This window comes from Arthrobacter pasteuri (assembly GCF_054510955.1).
Map to the genome: position 1 here is coordinate 1,449,941 of NZ_JBTNDO010000001.1, position 15,718 is coordinate 1,465,658.

Annotated in this window: 13 protein-coding genes; 5 read left to right on the forward strand and 8 right to left on the reverse strand. The window is 67.8% G+C overall.

All coding sequences use genetic code 11. The features are described from left to right. Positions 1–51 precede the first annotated feature (51 nt). The 5 genes from ACX80H_RS06830 to ACX80H_RS06850 form a co-directional block, all read right to left on the reverse strand. Positions 52–993, reverse strand: a complete 942-nt coding sequence (locus ACX80H_RS06830) for an ABC transporter permease (RefSeq protein WP_459312001.1) — start codon at positions 991–993, stop codon at positions 52–54. After that, positions 990–1,994, reverse strand: a complete 1,005-nt coding sequence (locus ACX80H_RS06835; protein WP_459312003.1) for an ABC transporter permease — start codon at positions 1,992–1,994, stop codon at positions 990–992. The genes ACX80H_RS06830 and ACX80H_RS06835 overlap by 4 nt, the downstream gene beginning before the upstream one ends. Before the next feature lie 91 nt (positions 1,995–2,085). Continuing rightward, positions 2,086–3,759, reverse strand: a complete 1,674-nt coding sequence (locus tag ACX80H_RS06840) for an ABC transporter substrate-binding protein (RefSeq protein WP_459312005.1) — start codon at positions 3,757–3,759, stop codon at positions 2,086–2,088. Positions 3,760–3,992: 233 nt separating this feature from the next. Beyond that, the gene (locus ACX80H_RS06845) at positions 3,993–4,694 is read right to left on the reverse strand and encodes a polysaccharide deacetylase family protein (protein ID WP_459312006.1); all 702 of its coding nucleotides are present in this window, start codon (positions 4,692–4,694) and stop codon (positions 3,993–3,995) included. A gap of 91 nt (positions 4,695–4,785) precedes the next feature. Further along, positions 4,786–5,982: a MarP family serine protease gene (locus ACX80H_RS06850; RefSeq protein WP_459312008.1), complete on the reverse strand. Its 1,197-nt coding sequence runs from the start codon at positions 5,980–5,982 to the stop codon at positions 4,786–4,788. Positions 5,983–6,224: 242 nt separating this feature from the next. Between ACX80H_RS06850 and ACX80H_RS06855 the strand changes: the two genes are divergently transcribed. Then, positions 6,225–6,902, forward strand: a complete 678-nt coding sequence (locus ACX80H_RS06855) for a Crp/Fnr family transcriptional regulator (protein WP_087028341.1) — start codon at positions 6,225–6,227, stop codon at positions 6,900–6,902. A gap of 157 nt (positions 6,903–7,059) precedes the next feature. Here ACX80H_RS06855 and ACX80H_RS06860 read toward each other — a convergent pair whose 3' ends face one another. Genes ACX80H_RS06860 through sp36 form a run of 3 tightly spaced genes read right to left on the reverse strand, consistent with a single transcriptional unit; the run spans position 7,060 to position 8,627 of the window. After that, entirely contained in the window at positions 7,060–7,974 is a 915-nt protein-coding gene (locus tag ACX80H_RS06860) for an NUDIX hydrolase (RefSeq protein WP_459312010.1), read from the reverse strand. A gap of 3 nt (positions 7,975–7,977) precedes the next feature. Further along, entirely contained in the window at positions 7,978–8,469 is a 492-nt protein-coding gene (locus ACX80H_RS06865) for a RidA family protein (protein ID WP_459312012.1), read from the reverse strand. Positions 8,470–8,471: 2 nt separating this feature from the next. Continuing rightward, a complete protein-coding gene (gene sp36 / locus ACX80H_RS06870) occupies positions 8,472–8,627 on the reverse strand; it encodes a Sp36 family protein (RefSeq protein ID WP_298253797.1) in 156 nt (51 codons plus the stop codon). Between the two features lie 35 nt (positions 8,628–8,662). Between sp36 and ACX80H_RS06875 the strand changes: the two genes are divergently transcribed. The 4 genes from ACX80H_RS06875 to ACX80H_RS06890 all read left to right on the forward strand — a co-directional run bounded on the left by ACX80H_RS06875 (position 8,663) and on the right by ACX80H_RS06890 (position 15,682). Continuing rightward, positions 8,663–10,921, forward strand: coding sequence for a transglycosylase domain-containing protein (locus ACX80H_RS06875; protein WP_459312014.1), 2,259 nt, complete (start codon positions 8,663–8,665; stop codon positions 10,919–10,921). A 28-nt stretch (positions 10,922–10,949) separates the two neighbouring features. Further along, complete coding sequence (locus ACX80H_RS06880; RefSeq protein WP_459312016.1) at positions 10,950–11,891, forward strand: metallophosphoesterase; 942 nt, start codon at positions 10,950–10,952, stop codon at positions 11,889–11,891. Positions 11,892–11,996: 105 nt separating this feature from the next. Then, positions 11,997–13,820, forward strand: a complete 1,824-nt coding sequence (locus tag ACX80H_RS06885) for an ABC transporter ATP-binding protein (RefSeq protein WP_459312018.1) — start codon at positions 11,997–11,999, stop codon at positions 13,818–13,820. A gap of 5 nt (positions 13,821–13,825) precedes the next feature. Beyond that, entirely contained in the window at positions 13,826–15,682 is a 1,857-nt protein-coding gene (locus ACX80H_RS06890; protein WP_459313380.1) for an ABC transporter ATP-binding protein, read from the forward strand. Positions 15,683–15,718: the final 36 nt, after the last annotated feature.

The window sequence follows — 15,718 nt, forward strand, 5'->3', positions numbered from 1 at the left end:
CGACGAAAGCGGCCACCGACCCGGAGATCGGTGGCCGCTGACGCGCTGATGCTACTTCCTGCGGGTCTTCGGATCGAGGGCCTCACGCAGTGACTCGCCCAGCAGGGTGAAGCCCAGCGCCGTGATCGCAATGCACGCTCCCGGGAGGAATGCGAGCTGCGGGGCGACGGCGAGTTCCACCTGCGCATAGGTGAGCATGCGGCCCCACTCAGCGGCTTGGGGCAGTCCGCCGCCGAGGCCGAGGAAAGACAGCGCGGCCGCGTCGATGACGGCGGTCGCGAGAGTGAGAGTCGCCTGCACGATCACGGGCCCCATGCTGTTGGGCAGCAGGTGGCTCATGGTGATCGTCCTGCGGCTGAGCCCGAGGGTCTGCGCCGCCAGGATGTAGTCCGCCCCGCGCTGCGACAGCATCGAGGAGCGCAGGAGCCGCGCGAAGATGGGGATCTGCGAGACGCCGATGGCGATCATGATCGCGTAGGAACTCTGCCCGAGCACCGCCGCGATGCTGACGGCCAGGAGGAGGTTCGGAACGGACAGCAGGATGTCCACGAAACGCATGATCACGTTGTCCACCCAGCCGCCGAGGCCGCCGGCGAGGACACCGAGGAGCATACCGCCGGCGAGTCCCAGCCCCGTCGAGACCACACCGATCAGCAGCGATGCCTGCGCACCCCAGATGAGCTTGCTCAGGACGTCACCGCCGAAGCGGTCGAGGCCCAGCGGGAAGCCGTCGATCTCACCAGGTCCCGGAATGGTGGTGGGCGTGATCGAGGTGCGGCCGGGGAGATCGTCACCTCCGTAGGGTGCCAGGATCGGGGCGAGGATCGCGACGAGCAGGAAGATCCCGATGATGACGGCACCCACGATCGCCTGCGGGTTCCTGCGCAGGCGGAGGAAGGCATCCTTCCACAGGCCGGTGCCGCGCCCGGTGTCGATGGCCGGATCGTTCGGCGCCGCGGAACCGTCCGCAGCGGGGGGAAGGATCGTACTCATTGCACACGCACCCTCGGGTCGATGACGGAGTAGGAGAGATCGACGATCAGGTTGATCAGGGCGTACAGGATCGCGATGAAGATGATGAAGCCCTGAAGCACCGGGTAGTCCAGCCCGAAGATCGCGTCCCGCAGGAACCTACCGATCCCGTTGAACGCGAAGACCGTCTCGGTCAGCACCGCACCCGAGATCAGCAGGCCCAGCTGGAGGCCGATGGTGGTGACGACGGGGAGCATCGCGTTCCGCAGGATGAAGCTGCCCCTGATGGTGCGCTCCATCAGGCCCTTCGCACGGGCGGTCCGCACGTAGTCGGCGTTCTGCACCTCGAGGACCGATGCGCGGGTGATTCGGACGATGATCGCGAGCGGAATGGTGCCGAGGGCAAGTCCCGGGAGGATCAGGTGCAGGACGGCGTCCCAAGCGGCATCCCACTCCCCCGTCAGTATGCCGTCGAGGACATAGAAGTCGGTGAAGTGGGTGGCGTCGATACGCGGATTCTGCCGGCCGTCGGGAGGCAGGATGGACCACTGGATGGCGAAGAGGTATTTGAGGATGAATGCGAGGAAGAACACGGGAACGGTGATGCCGATCAGGCTGAGGACGACGGAGCTGTGATCGACGAAACGCCCGTAGTGGCGGGCCGCCGCATAGCCCAGTGGCACACCGACGCCGATGGCGAAGATCAGGGCCACGATCGTGAGTTCGACCGTCGCAGGGAACCGGGTGGCGAACTCCTCGAGCACGGGACGGCCCGTGTTGATGGACACCCCAAAGTCTCCCCGCAGCAGTTTGCCCATGTAGGTGAAGTACTGGACCAGGAGCGGGCGGTCGAACCCGTAGAGCTCATTGACCCGGGCGATGGCCTCGGGGGTTGCCTTCTCACCGAGCAGCGCGGTCGCGGGACCGCCCGGAAGGCTGCGCACCCACAGGAACAGCAGGATGGACAGGCCGAACAAGGTGGGGATGAGCAGGGCAATTCGCTTGCCTATGACGCGTAACACGATGTCCTCTCGGGGATGAACCAGGATGTGCCCGCCAGCGCAGTGGAGCCGGACCTCGAGTGCGGGTCCGGCTCCACTGGAGATGCTGGTGCTACTTGCTGAGCTCGATGTTGTTGAAGACCTCGTCATTGACGGGGCTGGCGGGGTAAGACGTGACGCGCTCGTTGAACGCCAGCGAAGGAGCCGGGTGCGCCAGCGGGATGGCCGGGATGAACTCGGCGATCTGCTCGTTGATGTCCTCGTATGCCTTGGTCTGCTCGTCGCGGTCGCTCATGCCGCGCGCCTCGCTCAGTGCGGCGAACAGCTCGGGGTTGTTGAAGCCGAATTCCGGCTTCTCCTGGCCGAAGAACACGCCCACGAAGTTGTCCGTGTCGTTGTAGTCGCCAGTCCAGCCGAGCAGGTGCAGGCCGTGGTCCTCGGTTCCCTGGACCTGGTCGAGGTAGTCGGGCGACCAGGCAGCGGGTGCCGGGGTGACCGTGATCCCGACGTCGGCGAGCTGCGCCTGGAGGTTGGTGAAAACCTGTTCCGGGGTGGGCATGTAGGGACGGGAGACGTTCGTCGGGTAGTTGAACTGGATTTCGAACCCGTCGGGGTAGCCGGCTTCGGCGAGGAGCTCCTTGGCCTTCTCCGGATCGAAGTCGTACGTCTCGACCTCTTCGTTGTAGCCGTCGACGACGTCGGGGATGAACTGGGTTGCGACCTTGGTGCCTTCGGGAAGAGTCTGGTCGACCAGAGCCTGCTTGTCGATGGCGTAGGCGATGGCTTCGCGCACCTTGGGGTTGGCGAGCTGCTCGATCTTGTGGTTGAAGCCCAGGTACAGGATGGTGAACGGATCGCGGGCGACGACGTTGTAGCCGGCGTCCTTCAGTGACTGGACGTCGGCCGGCGCGACGAGGTCGTACCCGTCGATCGTTCCGGCCTCCAGGGCCTGGCGGCGGGCCTGTGGGTCGTCGATGATCCGGAAGATCGTGTTGGTGATCTGTCCCTTTTCTCCCCAGTAGTCCTCGAAGATCGACAGCTCGAGCTGCTGTCCGACGTTCCAGGAGTCGAACTTGAACGGGCCGGTGCCGACGGGGTGGGCCGTCGCGTATTCGCTCTGCTTCGGGGATTCCGCCGAGCCGCCGATCTCGTCTGCCTTGTACTCCTCGAGGGCCGTGGGGCTCTGCATGGAGAAAGCGGGGAGGGAGAGTGCGGGGACGAACCCGGCGAAGGGCTTGGCGAGGTTGACGGTGACTTCATTGTCTCCGTTCACTTCACAGGACTCATAGATGGCGTTCTCCGGCTTGTCGGCGAAGCCGCGGAACAGGTCGTTGTAGTAGGTGGAAACGGTCGGCGCCTGCTGGAGGCCCGTCCAGTTGTACCAACGGTCGAAGTTGAAGCAGACGGCGTCGGCGTTGAAGTCGGTGCCGTCGTGGAACTTGACGCCTTCCCTCAGTGTGAAGGTCGTCGAGAGGCCGTCCTCGGAGGTCTCCCACGACTCCGCGAGCAGGGGCTCGGGGTCGGGGGTGCCTTCCTTGACGCCGACGAGGCCCTCGAAGATCTGGCGGCTGACGCGGAAGGACTCGCCGTCACTGGCGAACGCGGGGTCGAGGGACTTCGGGTCGGCGGACGCGGCGAAGACGAAGGTGGAGTCGACGGCGGCCTCGCCCTCGGTGCCGGTGTTCTCCTCGCGCTGGCTCTGCACGCAGCCGGTGAGGAGGAGTGCGGCGATGGAGAATCCGGCGGTGAGCGCAGCGCGTTTTCTCGCGAATCCTGCGCCGCGCACGGAAGTGCCTTTGTTAGACATGTGTTGCTCCCTGGTGAACGAGTGATTCCTACCGGATGTACCGGTAGCCGTGGGGACCACAGCGGCGAGCGCGCTGATCCGTGTGACGAGCCTAACTTCCGCGAGGGCCGCCAGCGGTATTTTCCAGGCCCAACTGGTTACGATTTGGCATCGCGAGTGGTACGTGCGGCAGGTGAAACGGCGACGTAATCCCGCCGAAACAGGAGAGCCAGTCAGTGCAGCCGCAGGCGCACCGAGTGCCGCACCATGCGGGCGATCAGGTGGGCGGACGTGTCACGCGGGCTGATGTAGCAGCGCGGCAGGGTGAACCGGTCGCCCGGCTCGTAGTCCCCGATCACGCAGCCGTGGTCGTAGCCTGCCGCGCGCACGGCTGCGGCGGCGGCGTCGTCGAACTCGCCGTAGGGGTAGCAGAAGCTCGCGATCTCGGCCTGCAGGAGGTCCTGCAGGACCTCACGGCTGCCGCCGATCTCCGCGATCAGGACGTCCGCACCGGCGCCGGCGAGGTGGGGATGGGTCATGGTGTGGCTGCCCACCTCCTGGCCGGCGGCCGCAACGGCGCGCAACTGGTCGCGGTCCAGCAGGCCAAGGCGGGGGCCGTCGTCCCACTCGTTACTGCCGCCGATGCGACCGGCGACCGCATACAGCGTGCTGGTCATCCCGTGGCGCAGCAGGGCCGGGAGGGCGTGCTCCAGATAGTCGGTGTAACCATCGTCGAAGGTGAGCCCGACGAGACCCCGGGCCTTCCCCTGGTCCTGCGCACGCAGCAACTCCGAGAGGGACACTCCGCGCAAGCCCAGCCGCCGCAGCAGCCTCAGGTGCCGGTCCAGCCTGTCCGGGTGGACCCGCAGCCGGTGTGGATCCGGCAGGCTCGACGGGCTGATGGAGTGGTACATGAACACCGGCGGCGTGGTCACTCGGACCCTCGCGGCAGGGGCGTCTGATCTGGAGATGATGTCCCCTTCATGGAAGTGCGAAGTATGCGCTGAAGCGTACCAGCGCGACTATTCAGCCCCGCGTGCACTGTCCGGCCGAGACGGAGTCGCTCAGTCCTGCGGCACTCTCGGCGACCGGGCGCAGCTCCTCGAGCGAGAGTGCATAGCCGACGGGGGCGTCCGCCGTGGACTTGGCGAACACGACGCCGGCCACGCGGCCCTGCAGGTCGAGCAGCGGTCCGCCCGAGTTCCCCTGCTGCACGTTAGCGGCCAGACTGTAGACCTGGAGGGGCTGGGGGTCCGCACCGTAGATGTTGTTCACGAGCACGGGCGAGAGGCCCTGGACGCTGGCGGGCTGGATCCGGTACGGCCCGCCGGCCGGATACCCCGCGAAGGCGGCCGTCGTCCCATTGGCCAGTTCGTCGCCGAGCGGCAGCGCGGCCGCCTGGAGGTCGTCGACGGCGATCACGGCGATGTCGCGCGCCATGTCGAGCTGCACCACCCGGCCCGGCAGGGCGCCTCCGCCGGGCACCTCGACGACGGGCTCGTTCACCCCGGCGACGACGTGGGCGTTCGTGATGACCCTGCCAGGAGCGACGACGAAACCCGATCCCGTCTGGTTCTGGCCGCACTGGTAGGCCGTGCCGGTGATGCGGACCACGGAGGCGGCCGCAGCGGCGAGTTCGGGAGTGTCCACCGATGCGTCCGGTACCTGCGCAGGCACGGGCGCGACGCCCTCGAGCAGCGTGGGGATGCCGTCGTCGACGGCGATCGTCCGCAGCTGCGCCATCCACGACCGCACCGGACCCGGTGTCGCCGTATCGATTCCACGGATCACCTGCGAGGACGAGAGCTGCTGGGACACCAACGGGACGCCGAGGGTTCCCACGCTGAAGGCGAGCATCGAGAGGACGAGCGCGGCGACCACGACGTTCACCGCGCCGCCGAGGAGGCGGTCGACGAGCCGCAGCGGCGGGAAGTCGGACCAGCGGCGGATGGACGCACCGAGCGCGGAACCGACCGCCTGGCCCACGAGGACGAGGACGATCACCGTCGCTATGACGGCGATCAGCCGCCAGGGATTGTCCGGGACCCATTCGCTGACGAGGGGGATCGCGAAGAACGCCGCGACCGCACCCGCGACGAAACCCGCGATGCCCCCGAGCGTGACCAGGAACCCCTTCCGGATCCCGCTCACGAGGTACCCGAGGAGGATCACCGCCAGGATGACGTCGAGGAGGGTGAACCCCGCGAGATTCAATTCCGGCACGTCTATTCTCCCCTGGCTATGGACGACGGAAGGTGGCCCACCTCCCGGCACTGCGAGCGATTCTAGCCGCGAAGCATGGGAGCACGGTGGGAAGGAAGGGTGCGGCAGCGGGCATGGAGCGGGAATACGGGTCCCCGGAGCGCGTATCTGTCGTCACATCCGCTCCAGTACGGCAAGATGGAGAGGAGAATACAGCGCGGACCGCCGCATCGAGACGCATCAGAGACGCATCAGGAGAATTCATGGATATCGAGGTACTGCGCCGGGCGCCCCTCTTCGCATCATTGGGAGACGATGTCTTCGCCGCACTCACCGACGAGTTGATCGAAGTGGACCTCCCCCGCGGCTCGTCGGTGTTCCGTGAGGGTGACCAGGGCGACCAGCTGTACTTCATCGTCTCCGGCAAGATCAAGCTGGGCCGCACCGCCCAGGACGGCCGCGAGAACCTCCTGGCGATCCTCGGCCCCGGCGAGTTGTTCGGCGAGATGGCACTGTTCGACCCGAGCCCGCGCACCGCGACCGCCACCGCAGTCTCGGAGACACGCCTGGCCGGCCTCAAGAACGAGAACCTCCGCACGCTGCTCGAGACCCGTCCCGAGGTCTCGGCCCAGCTGCTGCAGGCACTCGCCCGACGGCTGCGCCGCACCAACGAGTCCCTCGCCGACCTCGTGTTCTCCGATGTTCCCGGCCGCGTGGCGAAGGCCCTGCTCGACCTCGCAGACCGCTTCGGCCGGCCCGCGACCGACGGGATCCTCGTTGCCCATGAGCTCACCCAGGAGGAACTGGCCCAGCTTGTCGGCGCCTCCCGCGAGACGGTCAACAAGGCCCTTGCCGAGTTCGTGCAGCGCGGCTGGCTCCGCCTGGAGGCCCGCGCCGTGGTCATCCTCGACATCCAGCGGCTGCGCCAGCGAAGCCGCTGACTCCTACCTGACGAAGAAGGCACCTGCCCGCGGGCAGGTGCCTTCTTCGTCGTCCAGGGGCTCCTGGTGTGCGATCCGCTGCGGGCCGGGACGACAGGTGCGACCGCCGCGGGGCGACGAGAGCCGTCTTCTCTGCCGTCCCGGCGGGACGGGCCGGTCACCGACCCCGCTGGACCGAGCCGCCCTCGCTGAGCTTCGGACACTCGACCTGCAGCACGAGGTCGCCGTCGTGCTCGGAGAGCTGCGGGTGGTAGATCTTCACGGGGCGCTTGTGCGAGAGGTAGGCGATACAGCCGCGCGAGGAGCCGATCTTCTCGAGGATGATCTCGACCGCCGGCACCGCGAGCTCGCCGAGCGTGCGGCCCACGGTGTTCGCCTGGCCCACTTCGTCTCCGAGCCTCGTCGTGTCCCGGTTCGCGATCTCCTGCGCAGCCCAGCGCCACTGGCCCCACACGCCCTTGCTCTCGAGGATGCTGGGCTCCTGGTTCACGGGCTGCGCCGCGGCGAAGTAGTGCGTGTCGAAACGGCGGTGGGCGAAATCGGGGGTGAGCCAGTGCGAGAGCGGCTTGATGAGGTCCGTGCGGACGCCCATGCCGCGGCGGGCGAGGATCTCCGAGAAGCGGCTCTCACCCTCGTTGATGGCCTCCCGGGCCTTCATCCATTCCTTGGCCTGCGTGCCCTCCACCATCGAGGAGGCATCGGGGCCGGCGAGGAGCACACCGGTCTCCTCGAACAGCTCGCGGATGGCGCAGAGCACGTGCCGCCGGGCCACCCGGTGGTCCTCGACGCCGAGGGTCTTCGCCCACATCGACGGAGTGGGCCCGAACCACGGGAGGTCGTCGTCGTCGGACTCCTCGATGCTTCCGCCCGGGAACCCGATGACGCCGAGCGGCGACTGCCCCCGGCGGTAGGAGAGATACGTCTCCGTGCCGATCGCGGTGTCGCGCAGGAGGACCACCGACGACGCCGGCCGGGCCTTCAGGGGGGTGCGCTCCCCGTGTTCGATCCAGCTCTCAGCTGCCGTGCGCTGGTCGGGAGGCACGGGGAAGAGCCTGGTGCTGACGCGGTCCACGGCCTAGACGAACTCCGCGAGGAGTTCGACCTCTACGGGTGAGTCGAGGGGAAGGACGGCGACGCCGACGGCGGAGCGGGCATGGACGCCGGCGTCGCCGAGGACGGCTCCGAGCAGGTCGGAGGCGCCGTTGATGACGGCGGGCTGCCCGGTGAACGAGGGGTCGGACGCCACGAAGCCCACGACCTTCACGATGCGGGTGATGCGGTCCAGGTCGCCGATCTGGCTCTTGATCGCCGCCAGCGCGTTGACCGCGCAGGTGGCGGCAAGGGAGGCAGCCGTTGAGGCATCGACACCGCCGTCGGCCGCGCCGACCTTGCCCGTAGCTGGGAGTTTGCCGTTAATGAACGGCAGCTGGCCGGAGGTGTACACGTAGCTGCCGGTGACGACCGCAGGGATGTAGGAGGCGACCGGCGGAGCCACCTCGGGGAGCGTGATCCCGAGGTCCGCGAGGCGCACCTCGACCGCCGAAACCGCTGTATTTCCAGCAGACACCGCTAGTTCTTCTCCCTCTTGAGGTACGCGACGAGGCCGTTTCCGTCCGGCCCGGGGACCACCTGCACGAGCTCCCACCCATCGTCGCCCCACTGGTCGAGGATCTGCTTCGTTGCGTGGATGATGAGCGGAATCGTAGAGTACTCCCATTTCTTCATGGGGAAAGCCTAGCGCGTGCTTGTAAACTGGGATAATGGCTGCGCGCAAATCACCCCTGTTCGACACGGCAACCACCTTCGGCAGGATCATGGCATTCCTCGGCATCAGCGGGCTCGCCGGCGTGCTCGCCGCGGGCCTGCTCGTACCCGTGGCTGCCGCGGCGGGGACGGGAGCCTCCGCCTCGATCCAGTTCTTCGAGGAACTCCCGGCCGAGCTGGAGCGCGAGGCGCTCGCCCAGCCCACCAAGATCGTGGCGACTGACGGGTCCCTCATCGCGACCCTCTACGAGGAGAACCGCCAGCCGGTGACGCTCGACCAGGTGTCGCCGACCATGCGCGACGCGCTGATCTCCATCGAGGACTACCGCTACTACGAGCACGGCGGTGTGGACCTCGAGGGCATCCTCGGCGCGATCGCCAGCAACGTCTCGAACGGCACGCAGCGCGGCGCGTCGACCATCACGCAGCAGTTCGTCAACAACGTCCTGATCGATACCGCCCGCCAGAACGGCGGGACCCTCACGCTCAGTGGTGGCGGAAAGACCGTGGGCGACAAGCTCCGCGAGATGAAGCTCGCCATCGCCGTCGAGAAGGAGCTCAGCAAGGACGAGATCCTCGAGGGCTACCTGAACATCGTGCCGTTCAGCGGCACCACCTACGGCGTCCAGGCTGCCTCGAAGTACTTCTTCAACGTCGACGCCAAGGACCTCAACATCCAGCAGAGCGCGCTGCTCGCCGGTCTGGTGAACGGCCCGAGCGCCTACAGCCCCGAGTCCAACCCGGAGGGGGCGCTGCAGCGCCGCAACCTCGTCATCGACGCCATGCTGACCCGCGGCAAGATCACGCAGGAGCAGCACGACGCCGCCCTCGCCACGGACCTCGGGCTGAACATCAGCCCGACCCTGAGCGGCTGCGTCGGCGCCGCACAGGCCCCCTACTTCTGCGACTACGTCACGCATCTCATCATGAACGATCCCGCCTACGGCGAGACCGTGGAGGACCGCGAGAAGGTCCTGTTCCGCTCGGGCCTGACGATCAAGACGACGCTCGACTCCCGCGTCCAGGCCGCGGCGCAGACCGCCGTCACCGAGACGGCGAATCCGGACACCACGGACGGCAAGGTGGGGCACACGATGATCAGCCTCGACCCGAAGACCGGCAACATCCTGTCCATGGCGCAGAACACCCGGTACAACCCCGAAGCGGGCCAGGGCAACACCGTGCTGAACTTCAACGTCGACCAGTTCGACGGCGGGGACCCGTCGAAGAGCCTCGGTGGCGGCGGCGGGTTCCAGCCGGGCTCGACCTACAAGCCGTTCACCGTGGCAGCGTGGGTGGAGGACGGGAAGAGCCTGAACCAGGTCCTCGACGGCACCAAGAAGACCTACCGCCAGTTCGACGAGTGGAAGGCGAGCTGCGCGCAGGGCGGGAAGTTCCTGATCCAGGAAGAGGACGGCTACACGCCGCAGAACTACGGTGACATCAACTACCGCTTCACCAGCGTCCTGGACGGACTCGCGCAGTCGCTGAACACCCTGACGATGGCCAGCGCCAAGCAGCTCGATCTCTGCAGGATCCGCGACATCGCCTACGACCTCGGCGTCCACCAGGCGAAGAGCTCCGAGGGCGAGGAAGCGAAGTTCGGCTTCCAGCCGTCGGCCCTGATCGGCGGCGGCGGCGAGGCCGCACCCATGTCGATGGCCAAGGCGTACTCGGGCTTCGCCAACGAGGGCGTCGTCTGCGACCCCCGTGCACTCACCGAGGTGACCGCCGTGGACGGGAAGAGCTACCCCGTCCCCGCCGTGTCCTGTGAGCGGAAGATCTCCCAGGACGTTGCGCGCGGGGTCAACTACGCCACGCAGCGCGTCATGACGAACGGTTCGGGGCAGCTCCTCGAATACGGGGACATCCCCATGGCGGGCAAGACCGGTACCAACGATGCACGCTCGCAGACCTGGTTCATGGGCTACAACTCCGGCATGGTCACCGCCAGCTGGGTCGGGAACTGGCAGGGCGAGGGCGACACCAGCTCGCTCGGCGGCCTGCAGATCGGCGGGCAGGTCTACCCCGAGATCGACGGCTCACTCATCGCGGGACCGTCCTGGGCACGCTTCATGCAGCAGATCCCCGGCCTGTACGTGGGAGCGCCGTTCGCCAACCCTCCGGCCAACATGATCAACGGCCCCCAGCGCCCGATCCCCGGTGCGTCCCGCACGGCGGTTCCCGCCACGCCCGGCACCAATAACGGTGGGACTGGCACGGGCGACTCCACCGGTGGTACCACTGGGGGATAGGCGGACGACGACGGAGGAAGCAGCTAGCGTGAAATCGACTCAGACAACCCGGAGCGGGGCACCGCTCGGCTGGGCGGCAGGGCTCACCCTGACCACCGCAGCCGCAACCCTCGCCTACGCATCGGTGGTCGAGCGCACGCTGTACCAGCTGCGGGAGGAGACGGTTCCGATCCTCCCGCAGGGCGCCGCTATCCTGCGGGTCCTCCACCTGTCGGACATCCACATGGTTCCCGGACAGAAGTCCAAGGCCGACTGGCTCTCCAGCCTGGCGAGCCTGAAGCCCGACCTCGTTGTCAACACGGGCGACAACCTCAGCTCCAAGAAAGCCGTCGGTCCGCTGCTCGAGGCACTCGAGCCGCTGATGAGGGTTCCGGGCGTCTTCGTGCCGGGATCCAACGACTACTACGCTCCGGTGTTCAAGAACCCGCTGCGGTACTTCGCAGGGCCGTCGATCACCCCGAAGGACCCCCAGGACCTTCCCTGGGCCGACCTGTTCAGCGCCTTCGGCGCCGCCGGCTGGATCGACCTGACCAACAGGGCGCAGTCCATCGGCTTCCGGAACATGCGCATCGACTTCACGGGAGTCGATGATCCGCACCTCGGCCGCGACCGGTACGCTGCCTACCCTGCCGGAAGCAGCACCTCGGCCGACGCCCCGCACGTCCGGGTCGCCGTCGCGCACGCACCCTACCAGCGCGTCCTCGACTACTTCACCGACGGCGGAGCGGACCTGATCCTCGCCGGCCACACGCATGGCGGCCAGGTGTGCATCCCGGGCTACGGAGCACTCGTCAGCAACTGCGACCTGCCGACCTGGCGTGCCCGCGGACTGACCCAGTGGGACTCCAGCGGCCGCACCGTGCCGCTGAACGTCTCCGCAGGCATCGGAACCTCGCGTTTCGCGCCGATCCGGTTCGCATGCCGGCCTGAAGCAGTGCTCCTGACGCTTACTCCCCGGAGTTCCCGCTAGCCGGCATCTCCCTGCTTCTTCGGGTTCACGGGATGTGGTCGGTGGAACAACCGCCCTGCCCTAGCATGGTTGCTGAGGGACACCAACAACCACCGAAGAGTTGGCATGAAGAACCAGAACACACTGTGGCAATCGCTCGGACGGCTGTACCCGCACGTCCGGCCGATCATCCCGAGACTGCTCCTCGGCCTGCTCTGCGCCCTCGGTGCGAGTGTCATGGCGCTCGCCATCCCCCAGGTGCTGCGTGTCCTGATCAATGACGCCCTGGCGGAGGGCGGATCCGCACGCACGGTGTGGATCGCATCCGGCGTCGTCCTCCTGCTGGGAGTCCTCGAGGCGACCTTCGTGGCGCTGCGGCGGCAATTCGTCATCACGCCGGCCACAGCGGTGGAGACGAGCATGCGCACGTCCTTCTACCGCCACCTGCAGGATCTGACGGTCGAGTTCCACGACCGCTGGGGCAGCGGCCAGCTCCTCTCCCGCGCCATGAGCGACCTGAACCTCATGCGCCGCTGGATGGCGTTCGGGCTCATCATGCTGGTGGTGACCTCCCTGACCGTGGTCATGGGCGTGACCGTCATGTTCCTGACCAGCTGGGTGCTCGCCCTGATCTTCCTTGCGGCCGCAGTGCCCCTCATGGTCTACGGCTACCGCTTCCGCAGGTCCTACAGCCGGGTCTCCCGGAAGAGCCAGGACCAGGCCGGCGACCTCGCCACCACGGTCGAGGAGTCGGTCCACGGCATCCGTGTCCTGAAGGCCTTCGGGCGCAGCCGCGAGGCGCTGGAGGACTTCGAGGAGCAGGCGGAGGAACTGCGCCGGACCGAGATCTTCAAGGCGAAGTCGCTCGCCAATTTCTCGATGACCGTCACGCTGCTGCCCGAACTCGCGCTGGGCGCGTCCCTCGTCGTCGGCGTCATGCTGGCGGCGGACGGGAGCGTGTCCATCGGGGCGCTCGTCGCCTTCTTCGCGACCGCCGCGGCCGTTGCAGGACCGGTCGAATTCATCGGCCCGCTGCTCGCCATGACCTTCACCGCGAAGACGGCCATCGACCGCCACTACGAGGTCATGGACTCCGAGAACACGATCACGGATCCGCGCGAGCCCGTCCACCTCGCCGAGCCCCGCGGCGACGTCGTCTTCGAGTCCGTCCAGTTCCGCTATCCCGATGCGCAGGTCGATGCCGGCGACGTCCTCGACGGCATCGACCTGCACCTGCGGGCCGGCGAGACCATGGCCCTGGTCGGAGTCACGGGATGCGGCAAGAGCACCCTCCTCCAGCTCGTCCCGCGGCTGTACGACGTCACCGGTGGCAGGATCACGATCGACGGCGTGGATCTGCGCGATTTCACCCTCGGGGAGCTGCGGACGCTCGTGGCGGTCGCCTTCGAGGACACGACCCTCTTCTCCAGCTCCGTGCGGGACAACGTCCTGATGGGTTCCGATGCGACCGGCCCGGACGCCGAGAGGATCCTCGCCGAGGCGCTGGAGGTGGCGCAGGCACAGTTCGCTCTCGCCCTGCCGGACGGGCTCGACACCCTCATCGGCGAGGAGGGCCTGAGCCTGTCCGGCGGCCAGCGCCAGCGCATCGCCCTGGCCCGGGCGATCGCCGCGCGCCCCACGGTGCTCGTACTCGACGACCCGCTCTCGGCGCTCGACGTCGCGACCGAGGAACGCGTCGAGGAGGGGCTGCGCGCCGTCCTGAGGTCGACGACCACGCTGATCGTGGCGCATCGGCCGTCCACCGTGGCCCTGGCCGACCGCGTCGCGCTCCTGCAGGACGGCCGCATCGCCGACGTCGGCTCGCACTCCGAGCTGCTGGCTCGCAACGACCACTACCGGTATGTGATCGCCAGCCTCGACGACGAGGAGATCGCGCAGCTGGGACGCGCGGCCCGGCCGGAGCACGACGACGAGGAGGCGCTGGCATGAGCCGCATGGCAGCACCCGGCGGGGTCCCCCGGGACAATGGCAGGGAGCCACGGGGAACGACTTCCTCCGGCGTCCTCAACGAGGACGACGTCCTGCTCGATCGGGCGCAGAGCAAGTCCGTGCGCTCGAGGTCCTTCCGGCTGCTGGGCTCGCTCATCCGGCCGAACCGCCGGCAGTTCCTGTGGACCATCCTCCTGGTCGTCATCTCCCAGGCCGCCCGCGTGGCAGGGCCGGCCGTCATCGCTTTCGGTATCGACCACGCCCTGCCCTCCCTGATGGCGGGCGATCCGTTCCTGCTGTGGGCGGCCGGCGGCACCTACCTCGTGGCGGCGGTACTCGCCGCTGTCCTGACCGCGGGCTACCTGCGGGCCACGGCCCAGCTCAGCCAGGCCATGCTGCTGGACCTCCGCCTGCGGGTCTTCCGCCACACGCAGCGGCTGAGCCTCGAGTTCCACGAGAAATACACGTCCGGGCGGATCATCTCCCGGCAGACCTCCGACCTCGATGCGCTGCGGGAGCTGCTCGATTCCGGTATCAGCTCACTCGCCTCGGGCGTCATCTTCATGCTCTTCACCGCCGCCACGATCTTCGCCCTCGACTGGCGGACGGGCCTCCTGATCCTGGCGGCGGCGGTCCCCATGTTCTTCCTGGCCCGCTGGTACCAGAAGCACTCACAGATCGCCTACCGCGAATCCCGCGTGGTGTCGGCGAAGCTGATCGTCCACTTCATCGAGACGATGACCGGCATCCGCGCCGTGAAGGCTTTCCGCCGGGAGGCGGGCAATGCACGCCGGTACGACGAACTGGCCGAGGACTACCGCCGGGTCACCGTCCGTTCCATCAACCTGAACGGTGTCTTCCAGCCCGGGCTCGTGCTGATCGGCAACGTCACCGTCGCCGTCGTGCTGGTGTTCGGCGGGTTCCGGGTACTCGGCGGAACCCTCGAGGTGGGTGCGCTTCTCGCCCTGCTCCTCTACAGCAAGCGCTTCTTCCAGCCCGTGGACCAGATGGCCATGTTCTACAACTCGTTCCAGTCCGCCGCCGCGGCCCTGGAGAAGGTCTCCGGACTGCTGGAGGAAGTGCCCACCGTCCGGCCGCCGAAGAACCCCGTGCCCCTGCCCCAGCCACGCGGAACCATCGAGTTCTCCGACGTCGGTTTCCGTTACGGGGACGGGCCGGTAGTGCTGCCTACCCTGAACCTGTCCATCCGCGCCGGGCAGACCGTCGCCCTGGTGGGCCAGACGGGAGCCGGCAAGTCCACCATCGCCAAGCTGATCGCCCGCTTCTACGACGTGTCGGAGGGTGTCCTCACGCTCGACGGCGTGGACCTCCGCGACCTCGCGCCGGCGGACCTGCGGCGCGCCGTCGTCATGGTCACGCAGGAGGCGTTCCTCTTCAGCGGATCCGTGGCGGACAACATCGCCCTGGGCAGGCCCGGGGCCGGCCGGGAGGAGATCGTGGCGGCGGCCCGTGCCGTGGGTGCGGAGGGTTTCATCCTCGAGCTTCCCGAGGGCTTCGACACGGACGTCAACAAGCGCGGCGGGCGCGTGTCCGCGGGGCAGCGGCAGCTCATCAGCTTCGCCCGGGCATTCCTCGCCGATCCGGCCGTCCTCATCCTCGACGAGGCGACCTCGTCGCTCGACATCCCGAGCGAGCGCCTGGTGCAGGAGGGCCTGCAGAAGCTCCTCGGCACCCGGACGGCGCTGATCATCGCGCACCGCCTCTCCACCGTGGCCATCGCCGACCGCGTGCTCGTGGTGCACGACGGCCAGGTGGTGGAGGACGGGACGCCGGCGGAGCTGATCGGCGGAACGGGGCGTTTCGCCACCCTGCACGCGGCGTGGAAGGACTCGCTCGTCTGATTCGCCGTGCGCTCGGCGGGTCCGGTTTTCCTCGCC

Excerpts from the sequence above, each read along its gene's own strand:
- ACX80H_RS06830 (WP_459312001.1), bottom strand. The coding sequence starts at position 993 with ATGAGTACGATCCTTCCCCCCGCTGCGGACGGTTCCGCGGCGCCGAAC.
- ACX80H_RS06855 (WP_087028341.1), top strand. The coding sequence starts at position 6,225 with ATGGATATCGAGGTACTGCGCCGGGCGCCCCTCTTCGCATCATTGGGA.
- sp36 (WP_298253797.1), bottom strand. The coding sequence starts at position 8,627 with ATGAAGAAATGGGAGTACTCTACGATTCCGCTCATCATCCACGCAACG.
- ACX80H_RS06875 (WP_459312014.1), top strand. The coding sequence starts at position 8,663 with ATGGCTGCGCGCAAATCACCCCTGTTCGACACGGCAACCACCTTCGGC.
- ACX80H_RS06885 (WP_459312018.1), top strand. The coding sequence starts at position 11,997 with ATGAAGAACCAGAACACACTGTGGCAATCGCTCGGACGGCTGTACCCG.
- ACX80H_RS06890 (WP_459313380.1), top strand. The coding sequence starts at position 13,826 with ATGGCAGCACCCGGCGGGGTCCCCCGGGACAATGGCAGGGAGCCACGG.